The sequence below is a fragment of the Mesorhizobium sp. WSM4312 genome (assembly GCF_002294875.1).
Taxonomy (GTDB): Bacteria; Pseudomonadota; Alphaproteobacteria; order Rhizobiales; family Rhizobiaceae; genus Mesorhizobium.
The window spans coordinates 176,540-196,120 of the sequence record NZ_NSFU01000015.1; the positions used below are offsets into that span (position 1 = coordinate 176,540).

Below are 19,581 nucleotides of genomic sequence, written 5' to 3' on the forward strand. Positions count from 1 at the left end.
AATCCCGCATCAAGACGGGAGACGAAATGAAGATGGAGGAGACTATGCTCGACCACCACGTGAGCATCGCCGACGGCGAGGCTTTCCTGTCCGCTTCGCGGATGCTGTTCGGCCCTATCACGCAGCGCTTCTCGCGCGGCGAGGCGCCCTCCCTGCCGAAGCTGATCTCGGTCGATCTGGGCTCCTGCCGGCTCTCGGAAATCAGGGCGAAGTCCCACCTAGTCGTCAACGACCGCGCTTTTTGGCGCAGCTTCGATCCGGACGCGATCAAGATCCTGATGCAGCTCAAGGGCCGCAGCCGCTTTGAGCAGCAGCAGACGGCGATAGATCTCGGGCCGCGCGCGGCGATCATCTACGATCCGGTGCGAGCCTATTCGTTGCAGAACCTCTCCGATGTCGATCAGCTCATCCTGCAGGTACCGCGCTCGACCTTTGGCGACGAGACGCTGGCGCGCCTTTCGGTGCCGGTGCCGCTGCCTGGCGAGGGCGACAGCCTGACTCATATCGTGTCCGGTCTGATGCAGATGGCGATTGGCGAGGCACACAAGCTCGACGAAGCCGGCTGCCGCCGCGTCGGCGAAAGCCTGATTCAGCTCGTCAACGGGCTGATACAGGCGAAGCCCATGGCGCCGGCGTTCCGCCGCTCGCCGCTGGAAGCGCTGCGCGAGCGCATCGTCGCCTATATTGACGCCAACCTGGCGCGCAGCAATCTCTCGGCCGAGGACATAGCCCGCCACATGGGCTGCTCCCGCCGCTACCTGCACCGCGCCTTCGAAGGCGAAGGCATGACACTGGAACGTTTCGTCTGGGACAGGCGGCTGGAGCGCAGCAAGGAGGAGCTTTTGTCCCCTGCCCGCGCCTCGGCCTCGATTTCGGAAATCGCCTTCGCCTGTGGGTTCAATTCCAGCGCGCATTTTTCAAGGGCGTTCAAGAGCAAGTATGATGTCGCGCCGAGGGAACTGAGGGAGAGGTTAAGGACGGCGGTGCATTAGGCGCGTGGGTCTGAACGGCGGAGTTCGGGCGCTGCATTCATCGGGAAGCTTATCGCCTACGCCAGCTTTGCCTTGCCCGCAAAGCTGCGCATCAGCCCCTTCGGTAAAAACAGCATCGCCAGGATGATGGTCAGCCCCGAGACCACCGGGTGATAGTCCGGCACCACAATGCGCGCGAGGTCGAAGACGGCGTACATGACCAGCGCGCCGAGGATGGGGCCGAGCAGCGTGCCGGTGCCGCCGACCACCGTCATCATCAGCGGCAGCAGCATCCAGTCGAGATCGAAGACCGAGTCCGGGCCGACATGGAAAATGTAAAAGGTGTAGAGGCTGCCGGCGACGCCGGCGATGAAGGCGCTGCCGGCGAAGGCCGCCACCTTGACCTTCAGCACATCGATGCCGTTGGCCGACGCCGCCATCTCGTCGTCGCGCACCGCGATCAGCGCCAGCCCATAACGTGAGCGCATCAGAGCGCGGATGGCGAGCGCGGTGCCGACCATCAGCCCGAGCGCGACCCAGTAATGCGGACGCAGCGTGTCGAACAGGCCGGCGGGCGCGACGATGCCGAAGGCGCTGCCGGTGAAGTCGCCGCCATTGACGAACAGCACCTTGACGATCTCACCGAAGCCGAGCGTGCCCAGTGCGAAATAGTCGCCGCGCAGCTTGGACAGCAGCGGCACGCCGATGATGGCCGCTGCAAGGGCCGCCACCACGCCGCCCAGCGCCATCGTCACCGGATCGAAATAATAGATGCCGGGGTGCGTGTCATAGAGCGAGCCCCAGATATAGTTGCCGGTCCACAGGATGGCGGTGGTGTAGGCGCCCAGCCCGAAGAAGGCGTGGCTACCGAGGCTGATCTGGCCGCCGTAACCGGCAACAAGGTTCCAGCTCTGCGCCATGATGGCGTAGAGGAAGACGAAGAACAGGAACGAGAAATAATAGGCGTCGACAGCACCTGGCAGGAGCGGCAGCAGCGCGAGCGCCGCGACGACCACAATAGCGATCCATTTGAAGGCTTTGATCATCTCTCAAGCCTTCTTGTAGGGCCGGCTGAACAGGCCTTCCGGCTTGAACATCAGCACGGCCAGGAACACGCCGTAGGCGATGGCGTTGGTCCAGCCCCCGGAAATGAAGAACTGGACGTAGGCTTCGATCAGGCCGAGCAGGATGCCGCCGGCGAGCGCACCGGTGACGTTGCCGATGCCGCCCAGTGCCAGCGCCACCAGCGCCTTCAGGCTGAAGATGAAACCGGCGAAGGGGTTGAACGGGAAGGTGGTGGCGACGGCCACACCGGCTGCGCCCGCCAGCGAAATGCCGATGGCGAAGGCAATGGCGTTGACGCGGTGCGGGCTGATGCCCATCAGCGTCGCCGCGTCCATGTCTTCCGAAGCGGCGCGCACCGCCTTGCCGACAATGGTCTTGCGCAGGAAGAGCATCACCAGCCCGGTGCCGGCAAGCGCGATCAGGAAACCCATCGTGCGGGTGAACGAGGTGCGGACGCCCAGCAGCTCGATGCCGGTCGCCGTATAGCTCGTCACCACGCCGGCGGTGTTGCCGCCCCAGACCACGGTCATCAGGTTCTGCACCAGGAACATCAGGCCGACGGCGATCAGCAGCGAAACGTTGCGGTCTTCCTCGGCAGCCGCCTTGCGGAACAGGCCCTGATACATCAGCCAGCCGACACCGAGCCCGACCGGCACGACAATGAGCAGCGACAGGAACGGGTCGATGCCGAGACCGTAGAACAGCGCCCGCACGAAATAGGCGGCCAAAATGATCATCGCGCCCTGGGCGAGGAAAATCAGCCGCATGGTGCCGAAGATGAGGCTGAGGCCCACGGCGGCGACACCGTACATGGCGCCGCCGAGCGCGCCGTTGAGCGAGAGCTGGAGCAGGATGTCGGGAGGGGGCAATTTGAACATCTGATCTACTCCAACACGCCCATATAGGCTTTCTGGATTTCGGGATCGGCGATCAGCTCGGCGCCGGTGCCTTGCATGGCGAGCGAGCCGGTCTGGAGCACGAAGGCATAGTCGGCGACCTTCAGGGCCTGGTGGATGTTCTGCTCGACGAGCAGGATGGTGACGCCCTGAGCGTGTAAGGTCTGGATGAGCGAAAACATCTGCTGCACGACCAGCGGGCTGAGACCCAGCGACGGTTCGTCAAGGATGAGCAGCGACGGCTCCGACATCGTGGCCCGCGCGATCGCCAGCATCTGCTGCTCGCCGCCGGAGAGCGAACCGGCCTTCTGATGGACGCGCTCCTTGAGGCGCGGAAACAGCGCATAGGCCTTGTCGAGCAATACCTTGGTGCGCGGCCGCGCCTTGGGCTGGAAGGCGCCGAGTTCAAGATTTTCTAGCACAGTCATCTGGCGGAACAGGCCGCGGCCTTCCGGCACATGCGCGATGCCCATGGAGGCAATCTCCTGCGGCGCCTTGCCGACCAGCGATTGGCCGGCCAGCCTGATATCGCCGCTTTTCGGCTTGAGCAGGCCGGAGACGGTCCTGAGCAGCGTCGTCTTGCCGGCGCCATTGGCGCCGACGATGGCGACAATGGTGCCGGGGTCGACATGGAGCGAGACGCCCCACAGCGCGCCGACGTCGCCATAGGCGACCTGGAGATCGCTTACTTCAAGCAGCCGGTTCGCCAAGATAGGCCTCTATGACTTTGCGGTTCTGGGTGACTTCGCGCGGCGTGCCGTCGGCGATCTTTTCGCCATGGTCGAGGACGATAACGCGGCTGCATACTTTCATGATGGCGTCGACCTTGTGCTCGACCCAGAGCATCGAAAGACCAAGCTCGGCGCGCACGCGGCGAATGACGTCGACCATGCGCTTGATCTCGGTCGGGTTGAGGCCCGCCATCGGCTCGTCGAGGAGCAGCAGCGCTGGGTCTGAGGCAACCGCGCGCGCGATCTCCAGCATGCGGCGGTCGGAAAGTGTCATATGCGCAGTGCGCATGTCGCGCCGGGCGGTGAGGCCGACCAGTTCGAGCGCGGCATTCGCCGCCTCGGTCGCATGCTTGACGCGGCCCCCTGCCCCGTAGACGGCGCCGACCATGACGTTCTCGAAGGCGGTCATGGTCAGGAAGGTGCGCACCAGCTGGAAGGTGCGGGCGATGCCAAGCCTGGAGATGCGGTGCGGTGCGATACCGGTGATGTCGTTGCCGCGAAACAGCACCCGCCCTTGCGTCGGCGCATAGATGGCGGTGATGACGTTGAACAGCGTCGATTTGCCAGCGCCGTTGGGGCCGATCAGCCCGATCAGTTCGTTGCGGCCGACGGCGATGTCGACATTGTTGAGCACGACGAGCCCGCCGAACCGCTTCTGGACCGCCTCGAGGCGAAGCAGGGTTTCGTTAGGCTGCATCGTGTTTCCGTTTCTCCGGTGAGCGCAATTGGGTGTGGGAAGCTGCCAGGATACGCGAGGCCCTGTGGCCAGCCCTGTCTCTCCGTCACTATGCGGGGAGAAAAGCCCAGCGGGGCAATGAGGGGCAGCGCCAACGTTCGTAGGGGTGCCTCCCCTTGCGAACGCCCTGCCCCCGCCTGTCAGCGCTTGTCCCAGGCCGGGGCCGGCTTGTAGGTCCAGGTGCCGTCCGGATAGATGAGCTGGTGCTTGCCCTGCCACCATTGCGTGGCGACGCTCGGGATCAGCGCGAAGCCGGTCTCGTCGAACTTCAGGTCGCCGACCACGGTGTCCTTGAACTCCTGGCCGAAGATCGCGTCGTGGATCGCCGCGGCATCGGTGCTGCCGGCCTTCTCGATCGACTGCGCCAACACTTGCGCATTGGCATAGAAGGCGCCGACGGTGACGGAGTCCTTCTTGTACTCGGCCTCGTAGCGTTCGCCGAGTTCCTTGGCGCCCTTGTAGGGGTAGCTCGCCGACCAGAAGCCGTCGGTCATGATGTAGTCGGAGTCCGGTCCCAGCGCTTCATGGAATTCGCCGGTCCAGGTGCCTTTCCAGCCGTGGAAATATGGCACGGAGAAGCCGAGTTCCTTCATTTGCCTGAGCAGCGTGATGGTGTCGGCGGGCGAGCCGAAGACCAGCATGGCGTCGACATCGGCGGCCTTGAGCTTGGTGATCAGCGCCGAATAGTCGGTGGCGCCGATCGCCCAGGGATCGTCGACGGCAAAGCTGTAGCCGTATTTCTTCGCCGCCGCCTGGAAGGCGCCGCCAAAGCCCTTGCCGTCAGGCGAATCTTCGGTGACCAGGGCCGGGTGCTTCGGCTTCTCGCCGGCTGGCAGTTTGTCCCATACCTCGAACGGCACCTCGGCGCCGGGACCAGGATGGAAAAAGAAAAGCGCCGAGTATTTGAGCTTCAACGGCTGCCATTCGAACGGGAAGGCCGTCGTGATCATGTAGAACTTCTTGTACTTCTCGGCGACGATGGCGCCGGCGATGTTCATCGGCCCGGAATGGGTCGACAGCAGCGCATCGACCTTCTGCACCTTGATCAGGTTCTCCAGGGCTGACGCCACCTTGCCTTCAGAGCTTTCGTCGTCGGCGACGACGAGGCGCACCGGCAGCTTCTTGCCGGCGGACTTGACCATGATGCCGCCGGCCTTGTTGATGTCGGCGACCGCCTGCTCATAGGCCCATTTCTGTTCCTTGCCGTCGCCGGCCAGCGGCCCGGTCAGCGAGATCGGCGCGCCGATGACGATTTCGGTGTCGCCGGCATTGGCGGCGACCGTGCCGGCGGCACTGAGCGCGGTGGACAGCAACAGGCCGGCCAGCATTCCCTTCAAAGTGATTTCCATTCCATCCTCCCAGGTTCATCGGGCCAACGCATCAGGGCGAGGCCCGCATTCACAGCGCCAATGCTTCAGCCCATCGCGGCTGCCACCAGCTTGGTGTCGGTGAACTGCTCGAAGCTGACGGCCTTGCCGTCCTGCATTTCCCAGACATGAACGACGCGCGCCGACATCGCTTTGCCTGTCTTTTTGTAGATGCCCGAATAGGTGCCGATGCCGACGATGGTGCTGCCGCCGTCGACCAGTTTGTCGACCTTCAGGGCATAGCCCTCCCACTCCTCTCCGATACGCTTGAAGACGCCTGATATGATGGCGTCGCCACCGACATAAGTTCCGGCATAAGGGAAGCCCGCCATTTCGGTCCAAGCCGTCTTGTCGGTGACTGGCGCCATCATCGCCGCCAGATCTTTGGCGTCGGAGCCGGCATAGTGCGCCTTGATGACCTCGTAATTCCTGCTCATACTACTCACCTGTTTGCTTAGACGGGCGCCTTGCCCGGGCCGTAGACGGTTGTGGATTTCTTCTCGATGAAGGCGCCGGCCGGCTTGTTCTCGATCTTGCCCTGGCTGGTGACGCCAAGGAATTTGCCGGTCGAGCGCATCGTCTCCCAATTGTAGAAGAACAGCGAGGCGACCGGGATGATGAACTCGCGGAAGCCGAAGACGTAGAGACCTTCGGCGAACTTCCAGGTGGTGGCGAGATCGACATCGCCATGGCCGCGCTGGACGCCGACGAGGTTCTGCCAGGCATAGCGTTCAGAGCTCAGATAGATGTGCTCGTAGACGTGGTTGGGGCTGTATGTGTAGTGCGCGGTCAGACCGATCAGATCGCGGGTCGGCGCGGGTTCGGTACCGGCAGGCGGAACCGAGGGATCGCCAAGCACACCTGCAGAATAGACCTGCGCGACGCGCGGCTCGCCGGGCGCCTCGCCAGGCTCACGCACCCGCTCGCGCACCGAAAGCACACGCCGCGTTCCGATGTCGATGATGAAGGCCTCATCTTCCGTCAGCCGCGTGGCGAAAACCATGTTGATGAAGAAGACCTGTGGCGCCACTTCCAGCGCCTCGTACCAGTCGGCACCGGCATCGCTGCCTTCGCTCCAGGCCACGGTATCGGCCGATGTGAAGGCGAGGTCGATGACGCGGCCGGTGTTCAGCGTGATCTTGAAGGTCTGGCCGCGCAACGCGTCCGTCGTCGGCAGACGGTTGGTGGCGATGCCGGCGGCGAAATCGTCGAAGTGCTTCCAGTCGGCAGGTCTGTTCTGGTCGTTCATCGCCATCTCCAAATCAATCGACAAAAGCAAGCGTTGGCAGGTCAACGACGGTGGCGCCGCCGTCGATGGTCAGGATCGAACCGTTCATCATCGCCGCCTCGCCTGAAGCAACGAAGCAGATGACGTTGGACACTTCTTCTGGCGTCGCCGGGCGGCCGAGCGGCACATCCCTGGTGACCATGCGATAGGCTTCCTCGATAGAGTCGAGGCCGTGTTTTTCGACGACGACCTGCATCTGCTCGTCGGCCATGTCGGTCGCCACCCAGCCGGGGCAGATGATGTTGGTGCGCACGCCCTGGCGGCCATAGTCGCGCGCCAGCGATTTGCCGAGGCCGACGCAGGCGTGCTTCATGGTGACGTAGCCGGCCGCCGCCGGGCCGGCGAACAGGCCGGCGATCGAGGCGACGACGACGATGTTTCCCTTCTGCGCGATCAGGTCCGGCAGGCACTCGCGGGCACAGACGAAAGTGGTGTCGAGGTTGAGACGCGTCGCCAGCGCCCAGGTCTCGTCGCTCATCGATACAGTCGGGCCGACGCCGTGGCCGCCGGCATTGGCGACGAGAATGTCGACCGGACCGAATTTGTCATGCACTTGCGCAAGGGCCGCGCGCACGGATTTGGCGTCGGCGGCATCGCCCTGCACAACCAGCCCGCCAATATCCCTGACAACGGCTTCGAGCGGTTCGCGCCGCCGGCCCATCAGCACCACCCTGGCGCCGTCTGCTGCCATGCGCCGGGCGACGGCCGCGCCGATGCCGGTGCCGCCGCCGGTGATGAGTGCCGTCTTGCCGGAAAATCTCATTGGTCCATCCCGAGTGGTGCTGTCGCGCCGGCTAAAGGCCGGTGTTGGCCATGTGCCGATCTTCTCTGAGGATATTGCGCCGAAGCCGTTCCGCAGTCTTGTCCGAGCGGGAACTTTGTTTTGACTGAACGCGCACTTCAGAACCACCTGGCGAAGCGCCGCGCGACATCTGAGCCGCGCGGCGGCCACCACAGGTCCGCCGACTGCAGTGATCTACTTCTTGATCGCTTCCAGATCGATGGCAATGTCTACTTCAGGCCCAAGGCCGAACCCGTCGGCGGCCTTGGCCATCGGGAAGTCCGCGGTGCTCAGTTTGCCGGTGGCGCTGAAGGCCGCCTTGGTCAGTGTCGCATCCCACGGCGCCGGGGCCTCGTTGAGCAGCTTGACGTCGAGCGTGACTTCCTTGCTGACGCCGCTGATGGTGAGGTTGCCGGTGACCTTGCCGGTCTTATCGTCGATCTTCTCGACCTTGGTGCTTTCGAAGGAGATCGTCGGGAATTCGGCTGCGTTGAAGAAATCGGGCCCCTTCAGGTCGCTGTCGCGCTGATCGAAAGCGGTGTGGATGGCGCCGACGTCGAGCTCTGCCTTGACGCTGCTCTTGGTGACGTCAGCCTTGTCCATTACGATCGCGCCCTTGACCGCGTCGAACTGGCCGTGCGCGACGCTGTAAATGCCGTGCTTGATGGTGAAGGAGACCCAGGCGTGCTGGCCGTCGATCTCGTAATTGTCGGCATAGGCGGCCGATGCCAGCATGGAGGCGCCAGCAAAAGCGAGCGCGGCAATCAATCTCTTCGTACTCATATATCTCTCCCTATTTGTGGTTGTTGAAGCGGCTCAGGAAAAGCCAAGAGCGGCCCCGTGCGGCGCCCAGACGATCGCCGTCACGATGGCCAGCATCGCCGGAAGGGCGATCACGAGACCGGCAATCAGCGGCCGCAAGGGCCGTGCGCCGGGAAGGAGGCCTTGCAGCCGGTCGCCCACGAGCACGGCGGCGAGCAGCGGCAAGGATGATAGGATGAGGGCCAAGGGATTAGCCTTGGGGGCGAGCAGTGCCACCTGGATCAGCACCGTGACGGCAGCGTAGAGCAGCAGGAATTCCACGCCTTTGCTCCAAGCGGAGGCTGCGCCACCGCGCAAAGTCGCGAGATACTTGACAAGGCACCAGCCGCCGGTCAGCGCGGCGAGCGAGCCGAGCAATTGCCCGGTGACGATCGATGCGCCAAGCACCGAGACGATGGCGCCGGAGAGCGACATGGATAGGGCGGCAGCCGGCGCCAGGAACGGCTCCTCGGCCGAAGGCGATGGCGAGGATGGCCGCGCCATGAGCATCGCCGCACCGATGAGCGCCAGCAGGGCAACGGCGAGTGCTGCGATCATCTGCAGGTCGAGCGAGCCGGCGGCAATGCGACGCCAGCCGAGCCAGAGGAATGCTGCCGCCAGGGCAACAACGGCGAGAACGCTTGCCGTCCGGCCTGCCAGGATCCGCTCAGGCAGGATACAGATGACGGTGCCGGCAAAGGCGAGATAGACCAGCTTCTGGCTGGCGGCAACCGGCGGCATGACGGGCGGGCCGAGCGTATCCCAATAGAAGAACAGGAGCAGTGCGGCCCAGAGCAGCGTGAGCACCGGCGATGACGCCGGCACGGCAAACCGTGAAAGCAGGGCCAGGACGATGCCGAACAATAGCGGCAGTGCCGCAGTAATGACCATCGCATTGCCGAGAATCGCGCTCAACCGCCGCCGCCTCCAAGACCGATCAAGAACGTACCAGCGTGGCCGATCTCGTTGTCCAATCTTGATTGGTCAAAGGCGAGCCGTCTTGTCCGAGCGGGAACTTTGTTTTGACTGAAAGCGCACTCACGCCCACAGCGGCTTGAAGCGCGTCGGCACGCTCCATAACCCTCTCAAGACTGTTCATCGGATTTTCGAGGAGGAATGGCGTGAACGAGAGAACCGTGCCGCCGATCAGCACCGCCGCCGCCGCATTCCTGTCGCGCTCGCACCGGCCCTTCATCAATGGCCATTTCGTCGACGGCCTCGCCGGCGACGGTCTCGCTGTTGACGATTCCGCCTCGGGCGAGATCGTCGCGCATGTGCCCGAAAGTGGCCCCGAACTCGTCGACCAGGCGGTGCGCGCTGCCCGGGCAGCGCTCGAAGGCCCATGGGCCTCGATGCGGCCGGTCGACCGCCAGAACCTGATGCTGAGGCTTGCCGACGCGGTCGAGGCCGACGCCGATCTTCTCGCCGAGATCGAGAGTATCGAGAACGGCAAGTCGCTCGGCGTCGCCCGCATGCTCAGCGCCGGCGGCACGGTCGACTGGCTGCGCTACTATGCCGGCTGGGCGACCAAGATCGAGGGCTCGACCTTCCAGGTCTCGATTCCGGTGCCCCCCGGCGCCAAGCACCATGCGATGACCGTCATGGAGCCGGTCGGCGTCGTCGGTGCCATCGTGCCGTGGAATTTTCCGCTGCTGATCGGCATGTGGAAGATCGCCCCGGCGCTCGCCTGCGGCTGCACGGTCGTCTTGAAGCCGCCGCAGGAAACGCCGCTTGGCCTGCTCAGGCTCGCTGAGCTGATCGAGGCGGTCGGCTTCCCGCCCGGCGTCGTCAACATCGTCACCGGCAGCGGCTCCGTCACCGGCGAAGCGCTGATCCGCCATCCCGGCATCGACAAGCTCACCTTCACCGGCTCGACGGAAGTGGGAAAACGCGTCGGCCACGCCGCGGTCGACCGTGTCGCGCGGTTCACGCTAGAGCTCGGCTCGAAGTCGCCGATGATCCTGTTGTCCGACATGGAAGACGGCATCGAGCTGCTGCTGGCCGGGCTCGGCATGTTCTTCAACCAGGGCCAGGTCTGCACCTCGGCGGCGAGATTGTTGATCGAGAAGTCGATCTATGATCGCACGCTGGCGCGGTTGGCCGAGATCGCCGACGGCATGACGATAGGCGCCGGCCGCGACGCAGAGGCACAGATCAACCCGCTGGTCTCGGCCAAGCATCGCAACAGCGTCCAGGGCTTTGTCGAGCGCAGCCTTGCGGCAGGCGTCGAACGCGTGAGTGGCGCGCGGGCGGTTCCGGCCAAGGGACACTATGTGGCGCCGACTATCCTGCATCACGTCCGGCCCGACATGGAGATCGTGCGCGAAGAGGTGTTCGGACCGGTGGTGGTGGCAATGCCGGTCGCCGATCTCGATGAGGCTATCCGCATTGCCAACGACACGCGCTATGGGCTGTCGGCCTCGATCTGGACCCGCGACATGGGCAAAGCGATGACCGCCATCCACGGCCTCAAGGCCGGCACGGTATGGGTCAACTCGCACAACACGCTCGACCCCGCGGCCCCCTTCGGCGGCTTCAAACAGTCCGGCATCGGCCGCGAGCATGGCCGTGCGGCGATCGAGGGCTACCTCGAGGCCAAAACCGCCATCATGCGCTACGCCTGACCAGATGGCCGAGGTTTATGACTACATCGTTGCCGGCGCCGGATCCGCCGGCTGCACCGTGGCGAACCGGCTGGTCGCGGCGGGCAAGCGCGTACTCATCGTCGAGGCGGGTCCGGCCGACAACACGCGCTTCATCGACATGCCCGCCACCTTCGCCAAGGTGATCGGCACGGCGCGAAGTTGGATCTACCAGTCGGAGCCGGAGCCGAGCGTCGGCGGCCGCTCGCTGCCGATCCCACAAGGACGCACGCTCGGCGGCGGCTCGTCGATCAACGCCATGCTCTACATAAGGGGTCAGCCGGAGGACTATGACGGCTGGCGCGATCTCGGCTGCCCGGGCTGGGGCTGGGACGACGTGCTGCCGGTCTACAAGCGGCTGGAGCGCAACGAAAGGCTGGCCGGCGAACGGCATGGCATAGACGGTCCGCTGCCGGTTTCGGATGCGCGCTACCGGCATCCGCTGTCGCTCGCCTATGTGCGAGCCGCGCAGCAGGCCGGCTATCGCTTCAATGACGACTTCAACGGCGAGCGGCAGGAGGGCGTCGGGTTTTACCAGACGACGACCGCAAACGGTGAAAGGCAGTCGGCAGCGAAAGTGTTTTTGCGGCCACTTGCCGGCAATGCCAATCTCAAAATAGTCACAGATGCGCTGGTGACCGGGCTGACGCTGGAGAATGGCGCGGCGACCGGCCTGACCTACACAACGCCGGACGGGCAGAGCCATACAGCTTCCGCGAAGGCCGAAGTCATCCTGGCCGCCGGTGCGCTTGCCACGCCGAAGCTGATGATGCTGTCCGGCCTCGGGCCGGCGGCGCATCTCGCGGAAATGGGCATACCAGTCATCCGTGATATGCCGGCGATCGGCCAGGATCTGCAGGATCATGTCGCGGCCCCGCTCTACGCGCTGACCCGCAAGCCTGTCTCGCTGCTCGGCGAGGATCGCGGCTTCAAAGCGCTTCGGCACGGCATCGAATATCTCATGTTCCGGCGAGGTCTGCTCACCTCCAACGTGGTCGAAAGCGGCGGCTTCTTCGACACCGACGGCGACGGCCGGCCCGATGTGCAGTTCCATGTACTGCCGGTGATGATCGAAAGCGCCGAGCACGGCTCAATCGAACGCCACGGCATGGAGCTAAACCCATGCGTGCTGAGGCCGAAATCGCGCGGCTCGGTGCTGCTGCGCTCGCGCGATTCAAGCGATCCGATCCGCTTCACCACCGGCTTCCTTTCGCACACCGACGATCTAGCTTTGCTGCTCGCCGGCATGAAGGTCGCGCGCGCCATCGTGCGCCAGCCGGCGCTGCGCGAGGTCGTTGCCGAGGAGCTCGCGCCCGGCCATGCCGACGATCTCGGCGACGCGGCAATAGTCGACCACATCATCCGCCACGCCAAGACGGTCTATCACCCCTGCGGCACCTGTCGGATGGGAACGGACGATCAGGCTGTGGTCGATCCGCAGCTTCGCGTGCGCGGTGTGCCGCGCCTGCGCGTCGCGGATGCATCGATCATGCCCAGGCTGACCAGCGGCAACACCAACGCGCCAGCAATCATGATCGGCGACCGCTGCGCCGATTTCATACTGGGCGAGAACTAGTGCGCCCTCCCTCTTAAGAATTGTTAGCCGCTGTACGCGAATGATCCGTGTCGGTCATTGCCGCGGCGAGCGGCTATCGATGGCAGCTCCAATCAGTCGACCGCGCTGGGCGGCTTTGGCAGGTGAGGCGCGGCTCGCGCGCGCCCGAAGTGTGGCGGGACAAGACCAGTGACATGATCGGTTTGACCGATTTCGATCTGCCTGCTCCCGAACTTGCGCACAAATTTCGCCTTCATCAAGCAGATCGTCCTTAGCAGTGGACGAACGATGATGGACGAAGAGGAGTGGGATGCGTCAAGCGAGCTCGTTCTTCCAGGTTGCGATCCGACCAGGTCTTCAACTCGCCCAGCGTGTGGTTGGCAAAAAATGGCCAACCGGCTCGACGCGATGTCGACTCCCGCGCAGTAGCCTTGGCGCCATTTTCACAGAACTCAAGCGGATGTGGTTGAGAAGACTTTGCCCAGGCGCAGCTGACGCACATCTATCCTTCAGGCTTGTTCTGGCTCGAAAGGAGCTTTGGGTCCGCAAGACGACATGTTCTCTCGCGTTAATCGCTGCGACTGATTTCGCCGACCTCCAGCCGCCAGCGGGTCCCTCATATGGTCGGCATTTCCGCCTCGCTCGCGTAGACGACGCTCGGTCTCGCATCATTCTTTGACGTGCCGAACATCCAATCGCCGACCATTCAGTCTTGCCCCGGCAATATAGAACTTAGCACCTGTCGGACAGTTCCCCCGATGACGCCCATCTCTTCGGGGTCGCCCTTGGCGAGGGACGAGGTCAGGTTCCTGATCTGGTCAAAAGTGAAGTGCGGGGGGAGTGGCGGCACTTCTGGATCGGTTTTGACCTCGAGGACGACCGGGCGATCGGATGCGAGGGCTTCGTCCCAGGCTCCGCCAAGTTCTTCGGGGCGATCGACGAACAGCCCCTTCAGCCCGATCAGGTCCGCAAAGCGATGATAGGGCACGTCGGGAATTTGCTGCGAGGCCTCGAATTTCGGGTCGCCTTCCATGACACGCTGTTCCCACGTCACCTGGTTGAGATCCTGATTGTTGAAAACGCAGATGACAAGGCGGCTGTCCGCCCAGTTCTTCCAGTATTTCGCGACGGTGATCAGCTCCGCCATGTTGTTCATCTGCATGGCGCCGTCGCCGACAAGGCCGACGACCGCTCGGTGCGAATAGGCGAATTTCGCGGCAATCGCATAGGGAACCGCCGCGCCCATGGACGCCAGACCGCCTGACAGCGAGGCGCTCATGCCGTGTCTGATCTTGATGTCGCGTGCATACCAGTTGGCGCAGGATCCGGAGTCGCTGGTCAGGATGACATTGTCGGGCAATCGCGACGACAGTTCCCATGCGACCAACTGCGGGTTGACTGGGTCGGCCTTGACATGCGCCCGGCTCTCGAGGAGCTTCCACCAAGAGACCGTGTCCTTTGCGATCTGCTTGCGCCATGTGTCCTTCTTCTGCTTCAGCAGCGGCAGCAAGGCCTCGAGTGTTTCGGCAGCTTCGCCGACGAGATTGACGTCCATCGGATAGCGCAGCGACATCATGCCTGGTTCGAGGTCGATCTGGACGCCTTTGGCTTGGCCTTCCTTTGGCAGAAACTCGGCGTAGGGAAAGCCCGAGCCGATCATCAGCAACGTGTCGCAGTCGCGCATGAGGTTCCAGGACGGCTCGGTGCCCAGCAGTCCAATCGATCCGGTTACCCATGGAAGGGAATCTGGCAAGACCGCCTTGCCCAGCAATGCCTTGGCGGCACCGGCGCCCAGCCGGTCTGCAACCTCGATCACCTGCTGCGTCGCGCCGAGAGCGCCAGCGCCAACCAACATGGCTATCCGCTTCCCGGCGTTGAGAACATCCGCTGCTTTCTTCAGGTCATCGGCGTGCGGTGCTACCGTTGGGGGTCGATAGCCTACTCCGGAATGTAGGGTGCCGTGGGCCCGCGGTGGCTCTTCATAGCCCATCTCCTGGAGATCATTCGGCAAGATAAGCGCCGTGACCGTCCGGTGCGCCAGCGCAATGCGAATGGCGCGGTCGACAAGGTGGCGCAGTTGCGCGGGGGCCGAGGCCTGGTGCACGAACGCTCCCGCCACGTCCTTGAAAAGCGCCGCAAGATCGACCTCCTGCTGATAGTGACCGCCGATGGCGCTGCGTGCCTGCTGTCCGACGATGGCCAGGACCGGCTGGTGGTCCATACGGGCATCATAGAGACCCGTAAGCAGATGCGTCGCACCGGGGCCGGCCGTCGCTATGCATACGCCCAGTTCGCCGGAGAATTTTGCATAGGCGCAGGCCATAAAGGCTGCCATTTCCTCATGCCGAGCTTGGATAAATTCGATCTTGCCCCTCGCACGGTTGAGGGCACCGAAAACTCCGTTGATCCCGTCTCCTGGATATCCGAACATCCGGCGCACGCCCCATTCATGGAGTCGCGAAACGACGAAATCACCAACGGTACGGGACATGGCAGCGGCCTTTTTTGACGAATGCGAACAACAATAAACTGACGATGTCCGCTCATGTTCCGTTCGTTCGGCGGTGCCGCCAGCAAAACCGGTAGAAGGCGCCGCCAGCGCGCGTTTCCCTCTGCCCGCTGTCCTACGCCGCCGCAGGCGCTGCGGGCCGACCCCGAGCGAAGTGCCGCCATTCTCGGGCGCATTCCAGCGGGGCGGTGGGGCGAGCCGTCGGACATTGGCGATGCCGCCGTCTTCCTGCTGGCACGGGCTTCCGACTATATGCATGGCGCCGCGGTTCCGGTGGATGGCGGCTGGCTGGCGCGCTGAGGAGAGGACATGACCAAGACCAAGATCTTCGCGCATGCCGGCGAGGGCGCCTGGACGCCGACGGCAGACGGCAACAGGCGGCGCGTTCTCCTCTCCACCGATGAGCTGATGCTGGTTGAATTCGGCTTCGACAAGGGTGGCGTCGGCGCCTTGCATTCGCACCCGCATGTCCAGTCAAGCTATGTCGCCGAGGGCCGTTTCGAGGTGACCATCGACGGGCGGACGGAAATTCTCGAGGCCGGCGGCAGCTTCATCGTGCCGTCCGGTCTGGTGCATGGCGTCAAGGCGCTGGAAGCGGGACGGCTGGTCGACAGCTTTACGCCGCACCGTGCCGATTTTCTCAACTGATCGAAAACAATGGCGCGCCTGGCGGATTTCAGGCGTCACCAACAGCTGTAATAGCGCAGCGGCATAGGTCGGCGGTGTTCCTACCGGATCGAGTTATTGAATGCTCGCAAAGCCACAGGGTCATCGGCTGCGTTCCCAAAAACCATGCACGTACCGTTGTCGCAGATGGTCCAGCCCTCGCCTGTCGCTCCCGATGCAGCAAGCACGAGCCGGGGAAGTGCTTTCCTGTCGGGCGCATAGACCCACCAACCCTTCTCAAACCGCGACCCTTCTGGCGGGTCCATCCCGGCGCCAGAGCCTTGGATGCGCGCCTCGACGATTTGCAATCCAGCAGATGTCGCCCGCCACTTTTCTTCCCAGGGGTCTTTTCCACCGAATGCGTCCATGACAACGTGAAGGTGGCACCGACGAGCACCGTGATTTTGCCGGCAGCAAGGATGCAAAGGCTCATCGGTCCACGGTTCCGACGGCTATCCGGGTGCGATACCAATGTTGGCCGAAGAAGGTCACGGCGAGCGCAAACCCTAGCTGATCCGATATCGGGACCGCCGCAACCAGCGCAAACGCCGCAGCCGTTGCGAGAAGTCTTTCCCACCAAGCGATGTGAGTTTTGAGGAAGCCCACGACCGCAGCGCCCCAAAGCGAGATGGCAAGAGCTGTCTTGAACACGATATAGACAACGGCGGGATAGAAGCCTATTTCGTTGGCCAAAGCTCCGCCGGGCTGCAGCATCAGAGCCGGCGTGTAGACCGCCATAAAGGGAATCACGAAACCGGCGGCAGCGACCTTGATAGCCTCAATCGAAATCTTTAGCCCGCTTTCCTTCGCGATGGGTGCCGCAGCAAAACAGGCAAGTGCCACTGGCGGTGTAAGGTCGGCCATAATTCCGAAATAGAAAACGAACATGTGACTGACGAGTAGCGGAATACCCAGCGCCAGCAATGCCGGTCCGGCGATCGTCGACGTGATGATATAGTTGGGGATCGTCGGAATGCCCATGCCAAGAACGAGGCAGGTGATCATCGTCAATATCAACGATAGGATCAAGCTATCGCGGCCGACCGAGACGATGTAGTCGCCGAATGTGTTAGCGATACCGGTCAATGTCATAGTGCCCACGATTATGCCGACAATGGCACAGGCGATACCAACCGGAAGCGCAGACTTAGCGCCCTGAGCAAGTGCATCGCGACAGGCATTAAGCGTGTCCATGCCGCCCTTGACAAACAAGTTGACGAAGATGAGCGCTCCGGCCGTCACCAGCACGATGCCGATGCCGAACTTGAAGAAACTGGCAGCCGCGACGCCGAGCAGGATCCAGAATATGACACCAAACGCCTGTGAAGGCAGGCCAAGTGCAACTGAACCGCCGAGGATCAGCAGCGCAGTCATCGCGAAGCCAATGGTGCCCGCATAAAGCGGCGTGTAGCCGGAAAACAACAGATAGACGAGCGCTGCCAGCGGCAGGATCAGGAACCAGCGTTCTCTAAGCGCGGCAAGTGGTGACGGCAGTTGCGAACGCGGCAGCCCCATCAGGCCGGCGCGACCCGCTTCGAGATGAACCATCCAGAAGGCCGACGCGAAATAGAGTACGGCTGGAATGATCGCCGCCTGCACCACCTCACGATACTCGATACCGAGGGTCTCGGCCATTATGAAGGCGACGGCGCCCATCACCGGCGGCATGATCTGGCCACCCATCGAAGCGGTCGCCTCGACGCCGCCGGCGAAGGCGGCACGATAGCCGAACCGTTTCATCAATGTCGAACTTCCAGCCTTGCTTGCGGCAGATTGCCAGCGCGCGCGGTATGCTGGGTTGCTCCATGGTCCGACCTTTCACCACTCACGCAGAAGCGTGAGCAGGTCCTCCGAGGATGGCGTTGCGGTAGCGCCCGCCCTTGCCGCGCTCGACCCGTAGCAGCATGCGCTCGCTATCGACGTCGGCGACCTTCAGCGTCGACACCTCCGCCACACGCAGGCCCGCGCCATAGGCGACTGATAATGCGGCTGGTGCTTGAGACACGTGGTGGCGTTGAGCAGCCGGGCCACCTCGTCGCGGCTGAGCACCACGGGCAGGTTGCGCGGATGCGCCAGCCGGACAAGCCTTCGCGCCAGGTCCGGGGGGTCGAGCGTGTGGGTGAAGAAGAAGCGCAGTGCCGACACGATGCCGTTCATGGTCGGCACCGGAACGCCGTCGTCGTGCTGCTCGATCTGGAACCGGCGCAGGTCGTCGGCGGTAGCAGCGTCTGGTGAACGCCCGAGGAATGTCGCCAGGCGTCCGATGTCGCGAAGGTAGTTGCGCTGCGTCTCGCGTGAGAAACGCCGCATGTTCATGTCGTCGATCAGCCGTTGGCGCAACGGGCTGATCGGAGCTTCGAGAACTGAATGGGGCATGGTCAGGCTCCTTGTTGAAGAAGCCCGTCATGCTCTGCCCCCGCCGGACCACGCTCAACGCGAGCGCAACGACCGGTTCTTGATCTTTACCTCAACCGCTCGCGCCCTCCCGCGTAGCGGGTTCGTTCTGCGGCTCCATTCCGGTCCAAGCAGGGCAACGGATGCATTGAATCAGCTTCGCCGCTGCTTAAATGCGTACATCATTGGGAATGCCGAGCTCAGGCGGAATTTCCACCTATCGTCAATGTCCAGATTTCCGGGCCAGGCTCTTTTGCAACCAAAACATCCCGGAGACGTTGTGTTTCGGTCAGCAATCAGGAGGAGGATGCCGTGAACGGAATAATCTATCTTGTTGGCCTCGTCGTGATCGTTTTGTTCATTCTGTCATTTCTTGGACTTCGGTAAGATCATGGCCAAAATAGCCCCAACGGAAAGCGCCGCAGTGCCCCCAAAAGTGGCTACATCGTCCTATCTTGAGTGGGGAGGCATATTTGGCGGGGGTGTAATCGCTTGCGCCGTTTCGGTGGTTCTTCTGCAATTCGGGTCGAGCGTTGGTTTGGCGCTGGGTTCTCCGACTCTTCCCAACGGTGGCGCCTCCTGGAATGTGCTGGTGGCCGGGCTGTGGGTAGTTATCGTTGCTATAGCAAGTTCCGCAGCCGGCGGTTATGTAGCTGGACGAATGCGCACGCGCTGGGAAGATAGCAACGAAAGTGAAAGCGAATTCCGCGATGGCATACACGGCATCGCAGTCTGGGCCCTAGCGACACTTGGAGCCGCGTTTTTCTTGGCGATGATTGGTGGACACGGCGCGGCCGCCGTGGTCAATCGCCCTGACGCGCCACTCAACGAAAGTACGGTGCGCCTTTCAGCCCACATAACTGCCATTTTTAGCTTCGCGACTGCTGCAGGCTCAGCGCTTGGCGCTGCGGCAGCATGGTTTGCAGCGATTACCGGGGGTGAACACCGCGATGAGGGAATCGCTTTTCACCACGTCGTACCGGTTTTCTTGCGCAAGCGTTAGTGGGCAACAATGCACTCGCCCGGCCGGCAAAGCCAACCGCAGCTGTTCCAAGATCCGTTGGAGAGTGTGGCCAAGCTTGTCCAAAACCGGACGGGCTGGATACGGCGCCCAATCTGCCGGTCAGCATTGGGCCGCCAAGTTGGCCATTGAACTTATCATGACCGCCGTCCAGAAGC

At 63.1% G+C, this 19,581-nt stretch carries 18 protein-coding genes and 3 pseudogenes; 6 read left to right on the plus strand and 15 right to left on the minus strand.

Annotated features, from left to right (window positions below):
* Positions 1 to 44: 44 nt before the first annotated feature.
* Positions 45 to 992: a helix-turn-helix domain-containing protein gene (locus tag CK228_RS25150; protein ID WP_179296047.1), complete on the plus strand. Its 948-nt coding sequence runs from the start codon at positions 45 to 47 to the stop codon at positions 990 to 992.
* 56 nt (positions 993 to 1,048) lie between these two features.
* Here the strand turns inward: CK228_RS25150 and CK228_RS25155 are convergent, their stop codons facing one another.
* From CK228_RS25155 to CK228_RS25200, 10 genes are all read right to left on the minus strand, one after another.
* Positions 1,049 to 2,017 (minus strand): branched-chain amino acid ABC transporter permease, encoded by a 969-nt coding sequence (locus CK228_RS25155; RefSeq protein ID WP_095789621.1) that lies wholly within the window; start codon positions 2,015 to 2,017, stop codon positions 1,049 to 1,051.
* A gap of 3 nt (positions 2,018 to 2,020) precedes the next feature.
* Positions 2,021 to 2,914 carry a branched-chain amino acid ABC transporter permease gene (locus tag CK228_RS25160; protein WP_095789622.1) on the minus strand — a complete coding sequence of 298 codons (894 nt, stop codon included), beginning with the start codon at positions 2,912 to 2,914 and terminating at the stop codon, positions 2,021 to 2,023.
* Between the two features lie 5 nt (positions 2,915 to 2,919).
* Positions 2,920 to 3,630, minus strand: coding sequence for an ABC transporter ATP-binding protein (locus CK228_RS25165; protein ID WP_095789666.1), 711 nt, complete (start codon positions 3,628 to 3,630; stop codon positions 2,920 to 2,922).
* Positions 3,623 to 4,360, minus strand: a complete 738-nt coding sequence (locus CK228_RS25170) for an ABC transporter ATP-binding protein (RefSeq protein ID WP_095789623.1) — start codon at positions 4,358 to 4,360, stop codon at positions 3,623 to 3,625. Before CK228_RS25170 ends, CK228_RS25165 begins: the two co-directional genes overlap by 8 nt.
* Positions 4,361 to 4,539: 179 nt before the next feature.
* Entirely contained in the window at positions 4,540 to 5,748 is a 1,209-nt protein-coding gene (locus CK228_RS25175) for an amino acid ABC transporter substrate-binding protein (protein WP_095789624.1), read from the minus strand.
* Positions 5,749 to 5,813: 65 nt separating this feature from the next.
* Positions 5,814 to 6,203: a nuclear transport factor 2 family protein gene (locus CK228_RS25180; protein WP_095789625.1), complete on the minus strand. Its 390-nt coding sequence runs from the start codon at positions 6,201 to 6,203 to the stop codon at positions 5,814 to 5,816.
* Positions 6,204 to 6,220: 17 nt separating this feature from the next.
* Positions 6,221 to 7,015: a MoaF C-terminal domain-containing protein gene (locus tag CK228_RS25185; protein ID WP_095789667.1), complete on the minus strand. Its 795-nt coding sequence runs from the start codon at positions 7,013 to 7,015 to the stop codon at positions 6,221 to 6,223.
* Positions 7,016 to 7,028: 13 nt separating this feature from the next.
* Positions 7,029 to 7,817 carry an SDR family oxidoreductase gene (locus tag CK228_RS25190; protein WP_095789626.1) on the minus strand — a complete coding sequence of 263 codons (789 nt, stop codon included), beginning with the start codon at positions 7,815 to 7,817 and terminating at the stop codon, positions 7,029 to 7,031.
* 213 nt (positions 7,818 to 8,030) lie between these two features.
* On the minus strand, positions 8,031 to 8,618 hold the full coding sequence (locus tag CK228_RS25195; protein ID WP_095789627.1) for a YceI family protein: 588 nt from the start codon (positions 8,616 to 8,618) through the stop codon (positions 8,031 to 8,033).
* Between the two features lie 33 nt (positions 8,619 to 8,651).
* Positions 8,652 to 9,551: a hypothetical protein gene (locus CK228_RS25200; protein WP_095789628.1), complete on the minus strand. Its 900-nt coding sequence runs from the start codon at positions 9,549 to 9,551 to the stop codon at positions 8,652 to 8,654.
* A gap of 206 nt (positions 9,552 to 9,757) precedes the next feature.
* On the opposite strand from CK228_RS25200, the gene CK228_RS25205 reads away from it, so the two are divergent.
* Together CK228_RS25205 and CK228_RS25210 are read left to right on the plus strand one after the other, a co-directional pair.
* Positions 9,758 to 11,260: an aldehyde dehydrogenase family protein gene (locus CK228_RS25205; protein ID WP_095789629.1), complete on the plus strand. Its 1,503-nt coding sequence runs from the start codon at positions 9,758 to 9,760 to the stop codon at positions 11,258 to 11,260.
* A gap of 4 nt (positions 11,261 to 11,264) precedes the next feature.
* On the plus strand, positions 11,265 to 12,854 hold the full coding sequence (locus CK228_RS25210; RefSeq protein ID WP_095789630.1) for a GMC family oxidoreductase N-terminal domain-containing protein: 1,590 nt from the start codon (positions 11,265 to 11,267) through the stop codon (positions 12,852 to 12,854).
* A 685-nt stretch (positions 12,855 to 13,539) separates the two neighbouring features.
* On the opposite strand, the gene CK228_RS25220 is transcribed toward CK228_RS25210, so the two are convergent.
* Entirely contained in the window at positions 13,540 to 15,324 is a 1,785-nt protein-coding gene (locus tag CK228_RS25220; protein ID WP_095789632.1) for a thiamine pyrophosphate-requiring protein, read from the minus strand.
* A 144-nt stretch (positions 15,325 to 15,468) separates the two neighbouring features.
* Here CK228_RS25220 and CK228_RS25225 point away from each other — a divergent pair.
* Both CK228_RS25225 and CK228_RS25230 read left to right on the plus strand, forming a co-directional pair.
* A pseudogene (locus CK228_RS25225) lies at positions 15,469 to 15,642 on the plus strand (SDR family oxidoreductase); the annotation flags it as partial.
* 9 nt (positions 15,643 to 15,651) lie between these two features.
* Positions 15,652 to 15,990 (plus strand): cupin domain-containing protein, encoded by a 339-nt coding sequence (locus tag CK228_RS25230; RefSeq protein ID WP_095789633.1) that lies wholly within the window; start codon positions 15,652 to 15,654, stop codon positions 15,988 to 15,990.
* Positions 15,991 to 16,070: 80 nt separating this feature from the next.
* Here the strand turns inward: CK228_RS25230 and CK228_RS25235 are convergent.
* The 4 genes and pseudogenes from CK228_RS25235 to CK228_RS25245 all read right to left on the minus strand — a co-directional run bounded on the left by CK228_RS25235 (position 16,071) and on the right by CK228_RS25245 (position 18,384).
* Positions 16,071 to 16,441 (minus strand): annotated as a pseudogene (locus CK228_RS25235) (DUF1850 domain-containing protein).
* Positions 16,438 to 17,751: pseudogene (locus CK228_RS25240) on the minus strand (TRAP transporter fused permease subunit); the annotation flags it as partial. The pseudogenes CK228_RS25235 and CK228_RS25240, both read right to left, overlap by 4 nt.
* A gap of 82 nt (positions 17,752 to 17,833) precedes the next feature.
* A complete protein-coding gene (locus tag CK228_RS36470; protein WP_348629237.1) occupies positions 17,834 to 18,013 on the minus strand; it encodes a tyrosine-type recombinase/integrase in 180 nt (59 codons plus the stop codon).
* Positions 17,941 to 18,384, minus strand: coding sequence for a phage integrase N-terminal SAM-like domain-containing protein (locus CK228_RS25245; RefSeq protein WP_245437884.1), 444 nt, complete (start codon positions 18,382 to 18,384; stop codon positions 17,941 to 17,943). The genes CK228_RS36470 and CK228_RS25245 overlap by 73 nt, the downstream gene beginning before the upstream one ends.
* Positions 18,385 to 18,793: 409 nt before the next feature.
* Between CK228_RS25245 and CK228_RS34935 the strand changes: the two genes are divergently transcribed.
* Positions 18,794 to 19,405 (plus strand): hypothetical protein, encoded by a 612-nt coding sequence (locus CK228_RS34935; protein WP_143750623.1) that lies wholly within the window; start codon positions 18,794 to 18,796, stop codon positions 19,403 to 19,405.
* The last annotated feature ends 176 nt before the right edge of the window (positions 19,406 to 19,581 follow it).

Coding starts and splice junctions, on each gene's coding strand:
- CK228_RS25170 (WP_095789623.1), bottom strand. CDS start 4,360: ATGCAGCCTAACGAAACCCTGCTTCGCCTCGAGGCGGTCCAGAAGCGG.
- CK228_RS25155 (WP_095789621.1), bottom strand. CDS start 2,017: ATGATCAAAGCCTTCAAATGGATCGCTATTGTGGTCGTCGCGGCGCTC.
- CK228_RS25245 (WP_245437884.1), bottom strand. CDS start 18,384: ATGCCCCATTCAGTTCTCGAAGCTCCGATCAGCCCGTTGCGCCAACGG.
- CK228_RS25150 (WP_179296047.1), top strand. CDS start 45: ATGCTCGACCACCACGTGAGCATCGCCGACGGCGAGGCTTTCCTGTCC.
- CK228_RS34935 (WP_143750623.1), top strand. CDS start 18,794: ATGGCCAAAATAGCCCCAACGGAAAGCGCCGCAGTGCCCCCAAAAGTG.
- CK228_RS25180 (WP_095789625.1), bottom strand. CDS start 6,203: ATGAGCAGGAATTACGAGGTCATCAAGGCGCACTATGCCGGCTCCGAC.
- CK228_RS25185 (WP_095789667.1), bottom strand. CDS start 7,015: ATGAACGACCAGAACAGACCTGCCGACTGGAAGCACTTCGACGATTTC.
- CK228_RS25230 (WP_095789633.1), top strand. CDS start 15,652: ATGACCAAGACCAAGATCTTCGCGCATGCCGGCGAGGGCGCCTGGACG.
- CK228_RS25210 (WP_095789630.1), top strand. CDS start 11,265: ATGGCCGAGGTTTATGACTACATCGTTGCCGGCGCCGGATCCGCCGGC.
- CK228_RS25190 (WP_095789626.1), bottom strand. CDS start 7,817: ATGAGATTTTCCGGCAAGACGGCACTCATCACCGGCGGCGGCACCGGC.
- CK228_RS25160 (WP_095789622.1), bottom strand. CDS start 2,914: ATGTTCAAATTGCCCCCTCCCGACATCCTGCTCCAGCTCTCGCTCAAC.
- CK228_RS25195 (WP_095789627.1), bottom strand. CDS start 8,618: ATGAGTACGAAGAGATTGATTGCCGCGCTCGCTTTTGCTGGCGCCTCC.
- CK228_RS25220 (WP_095789632.1), bottom strand. CDS start 15,324: ATGTCCCGTACCGTTGGTGATTTCGTCGTTTCGCGACTCCATGAATGG.
- CK228_RS25175 (WP_095789624.1), bottom strand. CDS start 5,748: ATGGAAATCACTTTGAAGGGAATGCTGGCCGGCCTGTTGCTGTCCACC.